We start from the raw sequence: 18583 nt of genomic DNA on the forward strand, positions 1-18583 counted from the left end.
CTAGAACTTTGACAGATCCTGATGCCGTGCCTTGATCTCGCGAACCGTCTGGGAGCTTGAACGCATGACGATGGTATGGGTTTGGATATAATCGCGGGCGAACTTAACACCGGAGAGCATGTTGCCGTCCGTTACGCCGGTAGCGGCAAAAAGCACGTCGCCCTTCGCCATTTCTTCCATTGTGTAGACCTTCTTCGGGTCTGCAATGCCCATCTTCGCGGCACGAGCGATTTTTTCATCGGTATTGAGCTGCAAACGTCCCTGCATCTGGCCGCCAATGCAGCGCAGAGCGGCTGCGGCCAGAACGCCTTCCGGCGCGCCGCCAATACCGATATAGATGTCGATGCCGGTTTCGTCCGGGTTTGTCGTGTGCATCACACCGGCCACGTCACCGTCACCGATAAGGCGGATCGCAGCGCCGGTTGCCCGCACTTCTTCAATCAGGCGCGCATGGCGCGGACGGTCCATGATGCAGGCCGTGATTTCATTCGGCTTCACACCCTTCGCCTTGGCAACGGACATGATGTTATCCGTCGGGCTGGCGTCAAGATCCACCACACCCTTCGAGTAGCCAGGACCAACAGCGATCTTTTCCATGTAAACGTCAGGCGCGTAAAGCAGATTGCCCTTCTCGGCAATCGCGATGACGGCGAGCGAGTTCGGCAAATTCTTGGCGCAGATCGTCGTGCCTTCCAATGGATCAAGCGCAATATCGACGTCCGGGCCCTGCTTGGTTCCAACTTCTTCGCCGATATAGAGCATCGGCGCTTCGTCGCGTTCACCTTCACCGATAACAACCGTTCCGGCAATCGGAAGACGATTCAATTCCTGACGCATGGCATCAACAGCGGCCTGATCGGCAGCCATTTCGTCGCCACGGCCACGCAGCCTCGCCGCGGCTACCGCTGCACGCTCGGCCACGCGGACCAGTTCGAGTGTGAGAATGCGATCCAGTCCGTGGGGGTGCTGCTCTGCGGTCTTGGCCATTTGAACAAAGTCCTGAATTCGAATTGCGTGAGTGCGGCGCATAAGACCGCGATTGCCGCCTCTTATAGCGACGCTGTGCAAACCTTTTGTCAAAGTCCCCCGCCCCTCGCAAGGGTGAGAAGGCTAAAAACATTGTACGCTCAAACTCTTAATCGATTTAAGCTATACACGCTTCGTTTCATGTCCCGGTCGGATGTGAACGCCACACCCGGCCAGAAGTTGCAGAAACTTTTAAACAACCAAAAGACGTTGCAGGCAATCAGCTTGCGATTCCATCAAAGAAAAACTCTGGACTTTCCACTTCGACCAGCCTTTTTCTTTCGATCACCCAGAATCGGTTGCCGACATTGCGAACAAAACTACGATCATGCGAGACGAGAAGGCTCGCCGCCTCATTTCGAAGCAGTTCCACTTCCAGCGCTTCCTGACCTTCGATATCGAGATGATTGGTCGGTTCATCCAGAATATAGAAGTTCGGATTGGTCAGCCGCAAAACCAGCATGGCAAGTCGCGCCTTCTGCCCGCCAGATAAGCGCTCCAGCGGCTTGGCCTGCATTTCAAGCGTCATGCCCGCGCCGGCCAGCAAGGATCTTGTCCGCTGGTCGCCGATATCGAACCTTTCGGCAATCGTCTCGAATGGTGTCCAGTCGGGACGAAGCTCCGACAAGGCCTGATCGCTATAGCCGAGCACCAGGGACGGTGTCGCCTTGATCCCGGCCTGCGCTTGGTCCGGTGCAAGGATGGCCTCACGCACCAGCGTCAGCAATCGGGTTTTGCCCATGCCATTGGCGCCCAGCAGGACGATTCGATCACCCGGATTGATCCAGAGCTGACCTGTCTTGAAAAGAAGTCTTCCATCAGGGGTGGCAATGTCGGCCTGGTCGAGAACTACGAGAGCCTTTGCATGACTGCCCCGGCTGTTTAAGATGATCCTGCCAGCAGAACGCTCCGCATGTGCAGCCTTGGCGCTTTCCTCGATCTTGTCGGCCCGGGCCTTCAACTGCTTGGTTTTGACCACGAGCAGATCACTGCCCGAATTGACGCCAATATTGTTAAGCTTCGCCGCCTGCCTGCGCAATTGCTGGACTGTTTTCATGTCCTTTTCAAACTGCCGGGCATCGGCCGCATCGATTTCATCGAGCGCAACGCGCGCCTGACTGTATGGCAAAGCAAAAACCGGTGATTTTTCCGCTCGCAGAAACAGGGTTCGTTTCGTTACCGCGTCAAGAAAGGCGCGGTCGTGACTGCTGACAACCACCGCCACCGAGCGCGGCAGCGCATTCAGCCAATCTTCCAGCAGCCGCACTTTTTCAAGATCCAGATGGTTGGTCGGTTCGTCAAGAAGGAGGACATCGGGCTCCGAAACCCATGCCCGAGCCAGAAGCGCAATCCGCTGCCAGCCACCGCTGAGCTGTCCTATGGCGCGTTGGCGCAGTTCTTCCGTGACGTTGAGATCATCCAGAACGATATCGGCGCGCCAGCTTTCATAATCGCGTGCTTCTTCGTCGAGCCCGTCCAGCACAACTTCATAAAAACTGCGATTGAACAGATTTTCGGGCACATACTGGCTGACATAGCCGATCTTCAACCCGCGCGACCGCGTGATCGTGCCTAGCGTTGGATCACCCTCGCCGACAAGCAGGCGGAGAAGGCTGGTCTTACCCCGCCCATTGGCAGCGACGACCCCCAGCCGTTCGCCCTCGCCTATGACGAGATCGAGATTGGCGAACAAAGGTTCATGAAGTGTCAGGGAAAGATTCTGAATAGAAATAAGAGACATGGCAATCAGCCCAATTCTGCCACGCACGAATGCCCCGGTTTCCAAACCGTGACACGGATATATGTGCTGGCGAATGTCCGGCAGCGGCTCAACGACCGCGCCTTCAGGAAAGGCAGAACAAGACCATGATTTTAGTCTTTTTCCGCCCTGCACAAATTACTTATGCAGGGCAAAATCGGGGCCGTACTGACGGTGATGATCATGACGCGTCACATACATCGTACAGCCCTCCTTTTCCTGTTTATCTCTTGAAACGAACAAAGCCGGGCCAAATCCCGACCCGGCTTTCATAACAAAGACGGGTCGAACCCGCAAGAGCGGCAGGCGCTCCTGTTGTCAGCCAGCGCGTTCGATACGTATCATCTGAGGCTTGTCGACCAGGTGATCGTCCTTGAGAATCGCTTCCAGGGCCTTCTTGACGGCCGATTCAGTCGTCTCATGCGTGACAAGGATAACCGTCTTGATGCCTTCTTTGGCGGTATCACCCATCGGTGGACGCTGAACAATCGATTCCAGCGAAATGTCGTTTTCAGCCATGCGCTTGGCGATGGCGGCAAAAGCACCGATGCGGTCAAGTACCGTCAAGCGGATGAAGTAACCTCCAGCGTGCTTGCGCATCTTTGCACGCTTGTAAGGCTGCAAAGCCTTGGCAGGCGTACCGAACACCGGACCATGCTGGAAGCCCGGACGGCTTTTGGCAATATCCGCCACGTCGCCGATCACGGCGGATGCCGTCGCATTGCCGCCTGCTCCGGGACCGGAAAGCAGAAGCTCGCCCAAAAGATCTGTTTCGATGGCCACGGCATTCGTCACGCCATGGACCTGCGCAATTACCGATGAAGTCGGCACCATGGTCGGATGCACGCGTTGCTCAATGCCCGTATCGGTTTTCTGCGCCACGCCCAGAAGCTTGATGCGATAGCCCAGTTCATCGGCGGCGCGAATATCGGCCAGAGAAATATTGCTGATGCCTTCAAGATAGATGTCGTCGGCAGCGATCTGCGTCCCGAAAGCAAGGCTGGTCAAAAGCGCCAGCTTGTGCGCTGTATCGTTTCCTTCAATGTCGAAAGTCGGATCGGCTTCGGCATAGCCGAGGCGCTGGGCATCCTTGAGACATGCTTCAAACGAAATGCCCTCTTCCCACATCCGGGTCAGGATGTAGTTACAGGTGCCATTCATGATGCCATAGACGCGTGAAACCGTATTGCCGGTCAGCGATTCACGCATCGCCTTGATAACCGGAATGCCGCCTGCAACAGCCGCTTCGAAATTGAGGAGAACGCCTTTGTCCTCGGCAATCTTCGCAAGCGCAACACCATGGCGCGCAAGCAGGGCCTTGTTGGCCGTGACGACATGGCGACCGGCGCGCAGAGCGGCTTCGACAGATGCTTTGGCCGGACCGTCCTCGCCACCGATCAGTTCGACAAAAACGTCGATATCGGCAGATTTGGCCAGTTCGACCGGGTCATCGAACCAGACAATACCGGAAAGATCGATGCCGCGATCCCGCGTGCGGTCACGGGCGCTGACCGCCGTCACCGTTACAGGCTTGCCGCACTGGCGCGTGAGCATTTCGGACTTGTCACGCAGGATACGCAACACCGAAGCACCAACGGTGCCGAGGCCGGCAACGCCGATCCGTAATGCATCACTCATTATATCGACCTTCTGTATGGAGTGGCTTAATCGGGTGGGGAAACCACGGGCTTGCATGGTGCCGCCCGTGGCAATGGTGCAAATATTATCCGCGACGACCTTCGAGCGGAATCACATTTTGCAGATTGTCGTCCTTCGTGGAGAGGAACCGCTTGATGTTGCGCGCGGCCTGGCGGATGCGATGCTCGTTCTCGACCAGCGCGATACGCACATAATCATCGCCGTGTTCGCCAAAACCGATGCCCGGTGCAACGGCCACATCGGCCTGCTCCACCAAAAGCTTGGAGAATTCGAGCGAACCCAGCGGACGGAAGCGTTCCGGGATCGGCACCCACGCGAACATGGTCGCCGCTGGCGATGGAACATCCCAACCCGCACGACCAAAGCTCTCAACCAGCACGTCGCGCCGCTGCTTGTAGACATTACGCACATAGGAAATGTCGCTTCCATCACCATTCAGGGCTGCGGTTGCGGCAACCTGAATCGGCGTGAACGCGCCATAGTCGAGATAGGACTTCACGCGGGTCAGAGCCGCAATCAGGCGTTCGTTACCAACCGCAAAGCCCATACGCCAACCTGGCATGGAGAATGTCTTCGACATGGAGGTGAACTCAACCGTCACATCCATGGCACCCGGCACTTCCAGCACAGATGGCGGCGGATTATCGTCAAAATAGATCTCGGAATAGGCAAGGTCCGACAGGATGACGATGTCATGCTTGCGGGCAAATGCCACGACATCCTTGTAGAAGTCGAGCGTAGCCACATAGGCCGTCGGGTTTGACGGGAAGTTCAGGATCAGCGCAATCGGCTTCGGGATCGAGTGCTTCACGCCACGCTCGAGCGTCGGAATAAAGCTTTCGTCCGGCTTTGCCTGAACCGAACGGATCACGCCGCCCGACATGATGAATCCAAATGAGTGAATCGGATAGGTCGGGTCTGGGCACAGAACCACATCGCCCGGCGCAGTGATGGCTTGCGCCATATTGGCGAAACCTTCCTTGGAACCGAGCGTCGCGACGACCTGCGTATCGGGATTGAGCTTCACACCGAAGCGGCGCGCATAATATTGCGCCTGTGCACGGCGCAGCCCAGGAATGCCCTTGGATGCGGAATAACGATGCGCGCGTGGGTCCTGCACGGCCTCACACAGCTTGTCGACAATATTCTGCGGGGTCGGGAGATCGGGATTGCCCATGCCAAGATCGATAATGTCGGCGCCCGCCGCTCGCGCCGATGCCTTCAGACGGTTGACCTGTTCAAAGACATAAGGCGGCAAACGACGGACTTTATGGAATTCTTCCGACATGATCCTGTTCCAGTGGAGGGTTGAACGTAATGGCGCGTATGCGCCGCATTGGAGCTATACACCTGTTCTCGAATCGGGTCGAGACGTGTTGCCGCATCAAAGGATGCAGTTCTCGTCTTTATGGAAGAGGATTTATTCTTCCCCGCTTTCGATCTGTTTCAGGGTAGCGTCCGTTTCCTGATGCGCCTGTTGGCGCAGGCTCGCAGCCTCGGCGGGCGTGAAGCCAGCGCCGGTGCCTCTGGATGCCGCCAGACGAGTGCGGTCGGCATCAAGCCTGGTCGTAAGCTGCTGCTTTTCCTCTACAGTGATCTGCGTGGTCGCAGCCTTCGGCATGTGGCCGAATGTCGGAAAAACACCAGTACGGGAAGCACCTTCCTGTGGCGCGCCCTGAAACTCTTTTCCACCCGCGCATGCTGTAAGCATCGCCGCCGCTGTTGCTGCCAGCAAGAGATTGGCGATCTGCCGCGTGCGCTTGGTCATGTTTCTGTTCCCGGTTAATGCCGCATAAGGTGCCGTTGGCCACGGCGCCTGACAAAGATAAAGCAATTGCCAAGGGATAGCACCAAGTCGAGGCATCCTGTCAACAAGTGAGTGATGTAAATCGGAAATTCGCCATAGTCTGAGGGATTGACGCGGCTAGCAGACTATCTCGTCTGCCATACAAGATTGGCGAATGTAACCAATATTTACATGAAGTAATATTACGTTATTTATGAATAAGCAACGCTGAATATGAAGTCTTTTAACGCTAAATGTGCTTCAATAGTTGCGCTCGACGATTAAAAATCTTAAAAATTGGTAACCAATTGCCAATCAGGTGATTTGCCAATACAGCGAAATGACAGTCGCAACTCTGAAACGGCCATCATAAACCGCTGATATTTCTGAATTTATTTCCCGGCACAAACAGTCGGGAGCTGTGGGGATGATCATCATCAGGAATGATGTCAGCCCCGCGCGGGAGAGCCGATCTCCCGAAACCAGGTAGGCTCGATGGATTTCGGGCCGCCAAACTGGTCAGGGAAATCGAGCTGGAGCAGACTGTTGAAATTTGCGCATTCTACACACCGGATCACCGGCAGGTTTCTTTCAGGCAGCGTGGCTTTGCTGGCGTTGTTTGTGGCGTCCTGCACCTCAACCGGTACAGGTCTTGACGGAAATCCGCTTCGGATGACCTCCGCCTCCGATGGCTCTGTGATTGCTGACACTTTGCAAAGTGCCGCTGATCAGACAGCTGCAGCAGAGGCAACAGGGACTTCTTCGACAGAAGAAAAGAAGACGGAAACCAAGGCGGTTGAAACAAAGCCTGCAACCGCGGCGGAGGCGACAAACACAGATAATAAAGCGCAGGCAAAGCCGGCCGAAGTCGCAACAGCCGCTGAACAGCAAGAAACACAAGTCGCAGCCCTCGCCCCGCAACAGCCAAAGAGTTCATCGCTTTTTGGAATCTTCGGCAGCAAAAAAACGACCGATCCAGAACCTGCGCAAGTCGCGGAACAGCCTGCAACGACTGCTCCAGCTGCAAGCATGGAAAAGCAGCAGGAACCGGCAAAGGAAGAAAAGCCTGCCGAAGTTGCAGAACCATCGCAAACCGCAGCCGCGAAACCTGACAACGCTGAAAAGCCTGTTCAGGTTGCCTCATTGTTCGGCTCAACGAAGAGCGCTTACGCCTCGCCGCAGCGCCCTACAGCCTCACAAGGCAGCATAGCTCGGCTTTTCTCCGACGAATCGACCGGTGGGCGATCAGACAAAACCCAAAATAAGAAGCTTGTAGTCGCAAAGCCGGTTTCACCTTCTACGAAGCACGAATATAATTACTCGCTGCCAGGTGTGCGCGCCAATGGCGGCTTCGAAATCAAGCATCGCAACAGCCTTTACGACGACAGCGACATTGACGCGAACGAAGACGATGAGTTTGCAAAGGTAACGCTTGCATCGGCTCCGGGCCTCGCCCGCCTTGCACCCAATGGCCTCAAAGTCCAAAGACAGACCGTAGATGTTGCCTGCCTCAAGCCGCAGCTCGTATCCATGCTGAAAACTATGGAGCGGCATTTCCGTCGCCCGGTTATGGTGACCTCCGGCTATCGCAGCCCATCCTACAACCGCAAGGTCAACGGCGCTCGCAAATCGCTCCATATGATCTGTGCGGCCGCAGATATTCAGATCGATGGCGTTTCCAAGTGGGAAGTTGCCCGCTTCGCCCGCTCCATGCAAGGACGTGGCGGTGTGGGCACCTATTGCCATACGAAGTCTGTTCACGTCGACATCGGGCCTGAGCGCGACTGGAACTGGCGCTGCAAAGGCTGAGAAAGAATATACCAAAGCCGGGTCACGTGATCCGGCTTTTCTTTTGTCTTTGTTTCCAAGGAAATACTGACCACCGCCGAATTTTCCCCATTCTTTCAGTACATTCGATTTTTTTCAGAAAAGTGTTTTTTGGGGCTTGCGAGTCAGAACCTTCCTGAATATAAGCCCACTCACACCGGCGGGCGCCCATCGTCTAGCGGTTAGGACAGCGCCCTTTCACGGCGCAGACAGGGGTTCGATTCCCCTTGGGCGTACCATTTCTAGGTTTCTGTTTTCCCTTACAATTCAATCTTTTAGCACCCAATAGGCGCTCTTTGGTGCTGTTAGAACTTATTCACAGACAAGTGAAAAAGGGGCTTGCATATCAGAAGTTTCCTGACTATAAGCGCCCCACACCAGCAGGCGCCCATCGTCTAGCGGTTAGGACAGCGCCCTTTCACGGCGCAGACAGGGGTTCGATTCCCCTTGGGCGTACCATTTCTGGTTTCTTTCCTTTAGAATTAACGCAAATATTACTGGCTGAATTACCAGGATGTTGCTACGCGCGAAGCTGTAACCTTTTCGGAAGAACAGCATAATGTCAAAAGCAACAGCAATCGTTCCCACGGCTCATGCCAGCCGCTACCTCCAGCAGCTCTGCAAACACTGGGCCCACAAATTCACAGTCGAGTTCACGCCAGAACATGGCACCATTGATCTTGGCGAAGATCGTCTCGTGATTCTCGATGCCGATGCGGAAAAACTGACCGCCACTGTTCAAACTGCGGAAGAAAACCTCGCCCGCCTGGAAGAGGTGGTGGCGAGCCATGTGGTTCGCTTCGCTTTTCGCGAGGAGCTCGTCTTTAACTGGGTGAAACAATAAGAACTGCGGGCGCATTTACCCATCTGTAAAAAGTCAGAAAATTGCCCGGAATAGCCATTATCGCATCACAATTCAGGCAAATTCCCCCGCGAAATTCTTCCCAACTTCGAACAAGAGATATCGATGGGGAAGAATCATGACAAGCGAAACAAGAACCACCCTCACCTTTCTCGGTGCCGGCTTCGTTGCAGCCGCGATGGTTCTCGGCGCGGATTTAAGTTGGGCCGACGTCATCAAGAGCTTATTCTAAGCAGCCTGGCCACATTCACCGACTATTTTCGCAAATCTGACAGAAAAGCCTTTCGTACACTCGCCGAACCATCCTAAATCGGCACATGATTTTTCAAACACCCTTGGTTACCGGCAGACTGGAACGTCGCTACAAGAGATTTCTCGCTGACGTCACGCTTGACGATGGGCGTTTTATTACAGCTTTTGTGCCCAACACCGGCTCCATGCTCGGTTTGACCGCTCCGGGCTCTCGCGTCTGGCTGAGTGTTTCAGGTGCCCCTCACCGAAAACATGCTCATACACTGCAAATCGTTGAGGCTGACAACACGCTGGTTGGTGTTAACACCGGCTTGCCGAACCGGATCGCCGAGGAAGCGATCCTCAACTGCCTCATTCCGGGGCTCGCGGGATATGCCAGCCTCAAGCGCGAACAAAAGTATGGCAGGAATTCACGCATCGACCTCTTGCTGGATGATGGTCCACGTCAACGGGCCTATGTCGAGGTCAAGAATGTACATTTTATCCGTACGCTCGGATTGGCGGAATTCCCTGATACGGTGACGGCGCGAGGCGCAAAACATCTCGATGAACTGGTCGACGTTGTTGCCGCTGGTCATCGGGGCGTGATGCTGTTTATTATCCAGCGAAACGATTGCAGCAGATTCAGCATTTCCGGTGATCTCGATCCCACTTACGCACGCGCTTTTGAACGTGCGCGCGCAAACGGGGTTGAGGCGTGGGCAGTTCGGTGCCACATAACGGATAACAGCATTGACGCCGCTGAGTTGGTGCCAATTGAATAGATTGAGACGGATCGAGTGATGGTAACTTATATCGAAGCGACAAGTGCACCCATGAAATACACGGGCCAGATCAGGCTTTATGGTCCCGAGGCTTTCGAGGGTATGCGCACGGTTTGCAATTTGACGGCCCGTTGTCTCGATGCCCTCAACGAAATCGTCAAGCCGGGTGTAACAACCAATGAAATCGACCGTTTTGTGTTCGAGTTTGGCATGGATCACGGCGCGTTTCCGGCCACACTCAACTATCGCGGCTACACGAAATCCACCTGCACGTCGATCAATCACGTCGTCTGCCATGGCATTCCGAACGAAAAGCCACTGCGCGAGGGTGATATCGTCAATATTGACGTGACTTATCTACTCGACGGCTGGCACGGCGATTCAAGCCGCATGTATGCCGTAGGCGAAATCAAGCGCGCTGCTGAGCGGCTGCTTGAAGTTACCTATGAAAGCCTGCTGCGCGGTATCGCAGCCGTCAAACCGGGCGCGAAGACCGGCGCAATCGGCGCTGCGATCCAGACCTATGCCGAAGGCGAGCGCTGCTCCGTCGTACGCGATTTCTGTGGTCATGGTGTTGGACGATTGTTCCATGATGCACCAAATATTCTCCATTACGGCACACCGAATGAAGGCGTCGAAATCAAGGAAGGCATGATCTTCACGATCGAGCCCATGATCAATCTCGGCAAGCCGCATGTAAAGGTTCTCGCCGACGGTTGGACAGCGGTTACCAGAGACCGTTCGCTTACGGCACAATATGAGCATACGGTGGGCGTCACGAAAGACGGCTGCGAGATATTCACGCTGTCTCCGGCCAATGTCTTCGGCCCGCCTTCCATGAGATAACGGCGAAGAGATATCGCCACGATAATTGTCTGGTCTGTTTTTGCGGGGGTTTAAACAGGATGGCAAAGCACAAGAACAAGCCCGGTAGCATCGAGCTGCCCGGCTTTAGCGACACACTGCAACTGACGCCGAAGATCGACAAGCCGCATTATGCCGGACATCGTGATCGCCTCAAACAGCGTTTCAGGGACACTCCCGATGCGCTGGCAGATTATGAGCTGCTCGAAATGCTGCTGTTTCGCGCCATCCGCCGCGCCGATACCAAGCCGCTCGCCAAGGCTCTGCTGACGCGGTTCGGCTCGATTGCCGAAGTACTGGCCGCCCCTGAAAAGCTGATTGCCGAAGTTCCCGGTGCAGGTCCCACCGTCGCACACGAACTCAAGCTTGTTGAAGCCGTCGCCAAGCGAAGCGCGAGAAGCACGGTCATGAAGCGCGAAGTGCTCGGCTCATGGAACAAGGTGATTGAATATTGCACCGCGGCCATGGCTTACGAGACCCGCGAACAGTTCCGTATTCTGTTCCTCGACAAAAAGAACAAGCTGATTGCCGATGAAGTGCAGCAGACGGGCACAGTGGATCACACACCCGTCTATCCGCGCGAGGTCGTCAAACGGGCGCTGGAGCTCTCCGCCACAGCCATTATTCTGGTCCACAATCATCCTTCCGGCGATCCGACACCTTCACGCGCCGACATCGACATGACCAAACAGCTCGTCAATGCTGCCAAAGCGCTCAACATCACAGTGCATGATCATGTGATTGTCGGAAAGCATGGCCATGCCAGTTTTCGTGGACTGGGATTGATCTAGCAATAGTATCAGCGCCGGCCAGTTACCGATTGTTAAGCATAGCGTGAAGAATGGTTGCGCAATGCCTGGAATTCACTCGAATTTTCTTAAATTTGAACACAATCAGAAGTGAGACGAAAGTCGTTCGAGGGCTGCGCCTTCCAACGGCTACCAAAGAATTTCAGGCATGTTTCCCGCCAGCGCTTCTAGACGGGAAAATCGGAGTACAAAATGTTGCAGCGTTCTATCACCGCAATGGCGCTTGGCGCCGCAATCGTTGCCTTTGCAGGTGCGGCTTTCGCAGCCGACATGATGGGAGCAACGGATTATTCCTACAACGAACCAGTTGCCAGCGGCCCGCATGACTGGTCCGGCAATTATATCGGCGCACAGATCGGCGCTTCTTCATCGAAAGTCCCAGGCCCCTTCACCAACCGCACCGGCGCTCTGGGCGGCGTTGTCGTTGGCAAGAACATGCAAAGCGGCAATGTCGTGTTCGGTGCAGAACTCGAAGGAAACTTCGCCGAAGCTGAACACCGTATCGGGAATGGCGGCAGCCTTCAGCAATCGTGGAACGGCAACGCCAAAGGCAAGGTCGGCTATGCTTTCGACAAGACGCTTGTTTACGGCACCGCTGGCTATGGCGTGACCCGATTCAAGGCTAAGGACAACACCACTTCGGCTCCGGGTTGGGAAGGTGGCGCGCTGATCGGCGCTGGTGTTGAACAGGCACTGTCCGGCCCGCTTTCCGTCAAGGCCGAATATGACTTCCAGCGCTTCAACGATGTGAAGTCCCGCGTCAACGGCGTTGAACAAACCAACAATCTGAAAAACCATTCGATCAAGGCCGGTTTAAACTACAAGTTCTAGGCCATTCGATCTGACGCGAAACTTCATTCTGTTTTCGCATCAAGTAATTCTGTATTTGCACAAGGGCTGCGTTTCATAGCGCAGCCCTTTCGTTCTGCATCAATTTATCTTCATTTCGCCGTCCGACTCCGTCATTCGGTGGCTTGACTCCGACACGCACTAACCGATTATAAACCGGTAGTGGAAGTGCGGGGAACAATGAAGAGCGAAAAGCTCAACCATCATATCGGGAGGTTATCTCACCTTGCCGTATTGTCTCCTTGCACCTGAACACTTGGATATGTGGCTCTGCTCTCGTAGACCATGCAGTCAGGAATGAAAGAATGCAGCGCGTTTTCGACGGACATAACGATGTCCTTCTGCGGCTTTGGGAAAATGCCCGAAAGGGTCAGGACCCGATCAAGGAATTTATCGACGGCACGGATATTGGCCATATCGACCTGCCGCGTTCGCGCAAAGGCGGTCTCGCCGGTGGCATATGCGCCATATACATACCTTCAGGCGAGCATATCGAACTGGGCAAGCCCGATGCCAACGGACATTACGAAACGCCGCTTTCATCACCGCTGGAACGCAGTCCTTCCCTTGATATCGCTCTCGAAATCGCAGCCATCGCGCTAAAGCTGGAAGCCGTTGGCGGCTGGAAGCTTTGCCGCAACGGTCGCGAACTCGACGAAACATTGAACAGCGACACATTCGCCGCCGTGCTGCATATGGAAGGCTGCGAAGCCATCGATGCAGATCTGGCTGCACTTGAAGTCTTTTATGCTGCCGGCTTGCGTTCGCTCGGCCCGGTCTGGAGCCGAAACAACGTTTTCGCCCATGGCGTCCCGTTCGCTTATCCGATGAGCCCCGATACTGGCCCCGGCCTGACCGATGCGGGCAAGCGTCTGGTCAAAGCGTGCAACGCCAAGGGCATCCTGATCGACCTGGCACACATCACGGAAAAAGGGTTCTGGGATGTGGCCAAACTCAGCGATCAACCCCTTGTCGCCAGCCATTCCAACGCGCACGCTCTCACCCCTGTCGCCCGCAACCTGACCGACCGTCAGCTTGATGCCATCCGCGATAGCAAGGGCCTTGCCGGGCTGAATTATGCCACGACGATGCTGCGCGCCGATGGCAAGGAAGACGCCAATACGCCGCTTTCCGATGTGGTTCGCCATGTGGATTACATGGTTGAACGTATGGGCATCGACTGCGTTGCGCTTGGCTCGGACTATGACGGGGCAACCATTCCAGCCGGAATCGGCGATGCAGCAGGCACGCAAAACCTTGTCGATGCACTGCGTAAAGCAGGCTATGGTGAAGACGAGCTAGCAAAACTTTGCCGAGACAATTGGGGTCGTGTTCTGAAACAGGCTTGGCACTAACCAACCTGATCGAACCAAACAAAATCACAGGAAGGGAACTCTTAACATGATGCACTTCGGACGTTTTCGTATTCTGGCTGCCGGTGCAGCACTTGCTGCCGTTCTGGCCGCAAATCCGGCATGGTCGGCCACGCCTGCCGACACCTTGGTCCAGGCATGGGCCATCGACGACACGATCACTCTCGACCCGGCGGAATCATTTGAACTAAGCCCGGCCGAGTTTATCGGTAACGCATATGACATGCTCGTTCGCCTGGACATCAACGACACATCGAAAGTGGTGCCGGGCGTGGCTGAGAGCTGGACCATTTCCGACGACGGCCTCACCTATACGTTCAAGCTGAAGAAGGACATCAAGTTCGCTTCCGGCAATCCGATCACCGCAGCCGATGTCGCCTACTCCTTCGAGCGTGCAGTACGCCTCGACAAGAGCCCGGCCTTCATTCTGACGCAGTTTGGCCTGACCAAGGACAATGTGACCGAAAAGGCGAAAGCAGTAGACGACAACACTTTCGTATTCACCGTTGACAAGCCATATGCACCAAGCTTCGTGCTGAACTGCCTGACCGCGACCGTCGCCGCAGTTGTTGACAAGAAGCTTCTCGAAGAACATGCCGAGAAGGTTACGCCCACCGACGACTACAAGTACGACACCGACTATGCCAACGCATGGCTGAAGACCAAGTCGGCAGGCTCGGGTCCGTTCTCGATCCGCGAGTGGCGCGCCAATGAAGTTGTCATTCTGGAACGTAATGACAATTACTATGGCGAAAAGGCCAAGCTCAAGCGCGTCTTCTATCGTCACGTCAAGGAAAGCGCGACACAGCGCCTGATGCTTGAATCCGGCGATGTCGATGTGGCACGCAATCTGGAGCCGGGCGACTACGAAGCCGTCCAGAAGAATGACAAGCTGACCACCGTCAGCGCCGCCAAGGGCACGGTCTATTACATCAGCCTTAACCAGAAGAACCCGAATCTGGCCAAGCCAGAGGTTCGCGAAGCGTTCAAATATCTGGTTGACTACGATGCAATCGGTTCGACTCTCATCAAGGGTATCGGTGAAGTCCGCCAGACCTATCAGGCGAAGGGGGTACTTGGCGCTCTGGACGCTGCGCCTTACAAGTTCGACATCGCCAAGGCGAAAGAGCTGCTCGCCAAGGCAGGCCTGAAGGATGGACTTTCAGTGACGTTCGACGTGCGCAACACGCAGCCCGTGACCGGTATTGCTGAATCCTTCCAGCAGAGCGCTGCACAAGCTGGCGTGAAGATCGAAATCATCCCCGGCGATGGCAAGCAGACATTGACCAAGTATCGTGCCCGTAATCACGATATGTATATCGGCCAGTGGGGCATGGATTATTGGGATCCCAATTCCAATGCCGAAGCTTTCACCAGCAACCCGGACAACAGCGACGACGCGTCATCCAAAACGCTTGCATGGCGCAACGCCTGGGACATTCCTGAGCTGACCAAGCAGACGCAGGCAGCTCTTCTGGAACGCGACAACGACAAGCGTGCCGAAGAGTACAAAAAGCTTCAGCAGGAAGCTCTCGACCAGAGCCCGTTCGTCATGCTGTTCCAGCAGGTTGAAGTTGCGGGCATTGGCGGCAACGTGAAGGGCTACAAGCTCGGTCCGACATTCGATTCCAATTTCCTCGCTCCCATCAGCAAGGAATAGTCGATCACGCCCGGCGCCTGAAAGCTTTTCATGCGCTGAATCGACCTAAAAACAAGCAGATGGAGCGGTTTTCTGAATCAAAAGGAAAGCCGCTCCAGAGCGTTTCGAGCGAAGCGGTTTCGCATCCAGAAATGCATCCCAACAGAAAATGGAACGGCTCGCAGAAACCGTTCTAGAGCTTTTCAAGCAAAGATGACTGAGACGTCAGACCAGGACCTGTTCTGAAATGCTCTCATTGTCGGAAGCGGTCAAAACATTGAGTAACACTGTAACCACCAAAAAGGTAAGGCGAGCGCCGCGACGCTCAACGGTCCTTGCCGCGTCGCTGGCCAGCTTTCTGGTTATCGTCATCACGACCTATCTGGGCCTTCTGGCCGTCACGTTCTTTATCGGCCGTGTGGTGCCCATCGACCCTGTACTCGCCATCGTTGGTGACCGCGCTCCCGCGCATGTCGTGGCGCGCGTACGGGAAGAAATGGGTTTCAACCTACCCTATTACCAGCAGTTCTATCTCTACGTTAAAGGCGTACTACAAGGCGATTTCGGCACTTCGGTGCTCACGACCAATCCAGTCATGACCGATATTCGCCGTGTTTTCCCCGCAACAATGGAGCTTGCTACGGTCGGAACGATAATCGGCGCCCTCTTCGGAATCCCGCTCGGCGTCCTCGCCGCCGTAAAGCGTGGCAGCATTGTCGACCAGATTGTGCGGGTGATCGGCCTCGTCGGCTATTCCGTTCCGATCTTCTGGCTCGGCATGCTTGCGCTTCTGATTTTCTATGCGCGGCTTGGCTGGACCTCGGGTCCCGGACGTATCGACATCACATTTGAATACACTTTCACGCCGATTACCGGGTTCTACCTGATCGACGCAATTCTCCAGCGCGATTGGCCCGCCCTCAGGGATATTATCTCCCACCTTATCCTCCCATCGGCGCTGCTGGGCTACTTCTCCTTGGCTTACATCAGCCGCATGACGCGATCCTTCATGCTCAATGAGCTGGAACAGGAATACATCGTTGCTGCTCGCGCCAAGGGCATTTCGGAAACTCGCATCATCTGGGGGCATGCGTTGCGCAATGCCGCCGTCCCGCTCGTGACCGTGATCGCGCTTTCCTATGCCGGGCTTCTGGAAGGTTCGGTTCTGACCGAAACCATCTTCTCCTGGCCAGGCCTTGGACTCTACATCACCAATTCACTCCAAAACGCTGATATGAATGCCGTTCTCGGTGGCACTATTGTCATTGGGTCGGTCTTTATCGCGCTCAACCTCGTGTCCGATCTTCTCTATCGGCTTCTCGATCCAAGGACGCGCGTACGATGAGCCAAATGACAGATACTTCCAACCTCTCATGGCGCGAATGGCTGCTTACCGAGCGGCCACAGTCGCGCGCTCAAGCCCGTCTCGGTCGTGCCTATATGGTCTGGCGGCGTTTCACCGCCAACAAGCTGGCTGTTCTGGGCCTTCTGATCATCATCGGACTGCTCGTCGTTGCCGCACTGGCAGATGTGCTTGCGCCGCATTCGCCGGTTGTTGGCGATCTCGCCAATGCACGTCTTCTGCCGCCGGGAACGCCCGGCTATCTGCTCGGCACGGACGACCAGGGCCGCGATATTCTCTCGCGTCTGATCTATGGATCCCGTCTCACCCTCTATGTGGTGCTTCTGGTTGCTATCATCGCCGCCCCTATCGGCCTTTTGGTCGGAACAGTCTCCGGTTATGCTGGGGGCTGGATCGATGCCGTGCTGATGCGCATCACCGACATTTTCCTTGCCTTCCCGAAGCTCATTCTGGCCCTGGCTTTCGTTGCTGCTCTCGGACCAGGCATCGAAAATGCCATCATCGCCATCGCGATCACCTCATGGCCGCCTTATGCGCGTATTGCCCGTGCAGAAACGTTGACCGTGCGCAACTCGGATTATATCTCCGCTGTTCGCCTGATGGGAGCTTCGCCGATCCGTATCGTCCTGCGTCACATCATGCCGCTCTGCACATCGTCGCTGATCGTCCGCGTGACGCTCGACATGGCGGGTATCATCCTCACCGCCGCCGGTCTCGGCTTTCTCGGCCTCGGCGCACAGCCGCCATTGCCTGAATGGGGCGCCATGATCGCTTCCGGTCGCCGTTTCATTCTCGACCAGTGGTGGGTTGCCGCGATGCCCGGTATTGCGATCCTGATCGTCAGTCTTGGCTTCAATCTTCTGGGCGATGGCCTGCGCGATGCGCTCGATCCGCGGGGTAACAACCAATGAAGCCTCTTCTGACTGTCGAAGACCTGCGTGTCACCTTTCCGACGCGCACAGGCGCTATTGAGGCCGTGCGCGGTGTCAGCTTCCAACTCGGGCGCGAGCGTCTGGGTATTGTTGGCGAGTCCGGTTCTGGCAAATCCCAGACCGGTCGCGCCATCATGGGGCTCACGCCGCCACATGCGCAGATCACTGCCAGGAAACTTGAGTTCGACGGCATTGATCTCCTCAAAGTGTCGGCTCGTGAACGTCGCGCCTTGCGCGGCGGCCGTATAGCCATGGTGTTGCAGGATCCGAAATATTCGCTCAACCCTGTCATGACCATCGGCAAGCAGATCGCCGAGACGCTGAAAGCCCATGGAAAGTTCAGCGGCGACGAAATCCGCAAGCGTTCCATCGCCATGCTTGAAGCCGTCCAGATTCGTGATCCTGAGCGCGTCATGAGTCTCTATCCGCACGAAGTTTCGGGCGGCATGGGCCAGCGCGTCATGATCGCGATGATGCTGGTCGCCGAACCGGAAATGCTGATCGCCGACGAGCCCACTTCGGCCCTCGATGTGACGGTTCAGCTTGAAGTGCTCGGCATCCTGGACAAGTTGGTCGCCGAACGCGGCATGGGGCTGATCTTCGTCAGCCACGACCTGCGACTTGTTTCCTCTTTCTGCGACCGCGTCATCGTGATGTATGCGGGCAAAATCGTGGAGGAAATCGCAGCGAAGGACCTCGCCAATGCCAAACATCCCTATACGCAAGGATTGCTGAACTGCATGCCGAAAATCGGAGCCGATCGCCATCCCCTGCCAACCTTGCAGCGCGAAGAGGCATGGAAGCTATGACCAGGGAAAC

The 18583-nt window shown here is 55.6% G+C and carries 16 protein-coding genes and 2 tRNA genes; 13 read left to right on the forward strand and 5 right to left on the reverse strand.

The window, feature by feature from the left end; translation table 11 throughout:
- The 5 genes from glpX to FJQ48_RS17050 all read right to left on the reverse strand — a co-directional run bounded on the left by glpX (nucleotide 1) and on the right by FJQ48_RS17050 (nucleotide 6212).
- Nucleotides 1–987: a class II fructose-bisphosphatase gene (gene glpX, locus FJQ48_RS17030; protein ID WP_139976101.1), complete on the reverse strand. Its 987-nt coding sequence runs from the start codon at nucleotides 985–987 to the stop codon at nucleotides 1–3.
- A gap of 259 nt (nucleotides 988–1246) precedes the next feature.
- A complete protein-coding gene (locus tag FJQ48_RS17035; RefSeq protein WP_139976336.1) occupies nucleotides 1247–2767 on the reverse strand; it encodes an ABC-F family ATP-binding cassette domain-containing protein in 1521 nt (506 codons plus the stop codon).
- Between the two features lie 336 nt (nucleotides 2768–3103).
- Nucleotides 3104–4423 (reverse strand): homoserine dehydrogenase, encoded by a 1320-nt coding sequence (locus tag FJQ48_RS17040; RefSeq protein WP_139976102.1) that lies wholly within the window; start codon nucleotides 4421–4423, stop codon nucleotides 3104–3106.
- 85 nt (nucleotides 4424–4508) lie between these two features.
- Entirely contained in the window at nucleotides 4509–5732 is a 1224-nt protein-coding gene (locus tag FJQ48_RS17045) for an LL-diaminopimelate aminotransferase (RefSeq protein ID WP_139976103.1), read from the reverse strand.
- A 132-nt stretch (nucleotides 5733–5864) separates the two neighbouring features.
- Nucleotides 5865–6212, reverse strand: a complete 348-nt coding sequence (locus tag FJQ48_RS17050; RefSeq protein ID WP_139976104.1) for a hypothetical protein — start codon at nucleotides 6210–6212, stop codon at nucleotides 5865–5867.
- Between the two features lie 564 nt (nucleotides 6213–6776).
- Between FJQ48_RS17050 and FJQ48_RS17060 the strand changes: the two genes are divergently transcribed.
- The 13 genes from FJQ48_RS17060 to FJQ48_RS17120 all read left to right on the forward strand — a co-directional run bounded on the left by FJQ48_RS17060 (nucleotide 6777) and on the right by FJQ48_RS17120 (nucleotide 18573).
- Nucleotides 6777–8039 (forward strand): YcbK family protein, encoded by a 1263-nt coding sequence (locus tag FJQ48_RS17060; protein WP_139976106.1) that lies wholly within the window; start codon nucleotides 6777–6779, stop codon nucleotides 8037–8039.
- 182 nt (nucleotides 8040–8221) lie between these two features.
- Nucleotides 8222–8296, forward strand: a tRNA-Glu gene (locus FJQ48_RS17065).
- A gap of 145 nt (nucleotides 8297–8441) precedes the next feature.
- A tRNA-Glu gene (locus FJQ48_RS17070) sits at nucleotides 8442–8516 on the forward strand.
- A gap of 100 nt (nucleotides 8517–8616) precedes the next feature.
- Nucleotides 8617–8901, forward strand: coding sequence for a DUF2218 domain-containing protein (locus FJQ48_RS17075; protein WP_139976107.1), 285 nt, complete (start codon nucleotides 8617–8619; stop codon nucleotides 8899–8901).
- 335 nt (nucleotides 8902–9236) lie between these two features.
- Nucleotides 9237–9935, forward strand: coding sequence for a DNA/RNA nuclease SfsA (gene sfsA / locus FJQ48_RS17080; protein ID WP_139976108.1), 699 nt, complete (start codon nucleotides 9237–9239; stop codon nucleotides 9933–9935).
- An 18-nt stretch (nucleotides 9936–9953) separates the two neighbouring features.
- The gene (gene map, locus FJQ48_RS17085; RefSeq protein WP_139976109.1) at nucleotides 9954–10781 is read left to right on the forward strand and encodes a type I methionyl aminopeptidase; all 828 of its coding nucleotides are present in this window, start codon (nucleotides 9954–9956) and stop codon (nucleotides 10779–10781) included.
- 59 nt (nucleotides 10782–10840) lie between these two features.
- Nucleotides 10841–11590 carry a DNA repair protein RadC gene (gene radC, locus FJQ48_RS17090; protein ID WP_139976110.1) on the forward strand — a complete coding sequence of 250 codons (750 nt, stop codon included), beginning with the start codon at nucleotides 10841–10843 and terminating at the stop codon, nucleotides 11588–11590.
- A 210-nt stretch (nucleotides 11591–11800) separates the two neighbouring features.
- Nucleotides 11801–12439 carry an outer membrane protein gene (locus FJQ48_RS17095; protein ID WP_139976111.1) on the forward strand — a complete coding sequence of 213 codons (639 nt, stop codon included), beginning with the start codon at nucleotides 11801–11803 and terminating at the stop codon, nucleotides 12437–12439.
- A 323-nt stretch (nucleotides 12440–12762) separates the two neighbouring features.
- Nucleotides 12763–13812, forward strand: a complete 1050-nt coding sequence (locus FJQ48_RS17100; RefSeq protein ID WP_139976112.1) for a dipeptidase — start codon at nucleotides 12763–12765, stop codon at nucleotides 13810–13812.
- 46 nt (nucleotides 13813–13858) lie between these two features.
- Nucleotides 13859–15490 (forward strand): ABC transporter substrate-binding protein, encoded by a 1632-nt coding sequence (locus FJQ48_RS17105; RefSeq protein ID WP_139976113.1) that lies wholly within the window; start codon nucleotides 13859–13861, stop codon nucleotides 15488–15490.
- A gap of 256 nt (nucleotides 15491–15746) precedes the next feature.
- Entirely contained in the window at nucleotides 15747–16814 is a 1068-nt protein-coding gene (locus FJQ48_RS17110) for an ABC transporter permease (RefSeq protein WP_139976114.1), read from the forward strand.
- The gene (locus FJQ48_RS17115; protein ID WP_139976115.1) at nucleotides 16811–17743 is read left to right on the forward strand and encodes an ABC transporter permease; all 933 of its coding nucleotides are present in this window, start codon (nucleotides 16811–16813) and stop codon (nucleotides 17741–17743) included. Before FJQ48_RS17110 ends, FJQ48_RS17115 begins: the two co-directional genes overlap by 4 nt.
- Nucleotides 17740–18573: an ABC transporter ATP-binding protein gene (locus FJQ48_RS17120; protein ID WP_139976116.1), complete on the forward strand. Its 834-nt coding sequence runs from the start codon at nucleotides 17740–17742 to the stop codon at nucleotides 18571–18573. Before FJQ48_RS17115 ends, FJQ48_RS17120 begins: the two co-directional genes overlap by 4 nt.
- Nucleotides 18574–18583: the final 10 nt, after the last annotated feature.

The sequence above is a fragment of the Ochrobactrum sp. CGA5 genome (assembly GCF_006345815.1).
Taxonomy (GTDB): domain Bacteria; phylum Pseudomonadota; class Alphaproteobacteria; order Rhizobiales; family Rhizobiaceae; genus Brucella.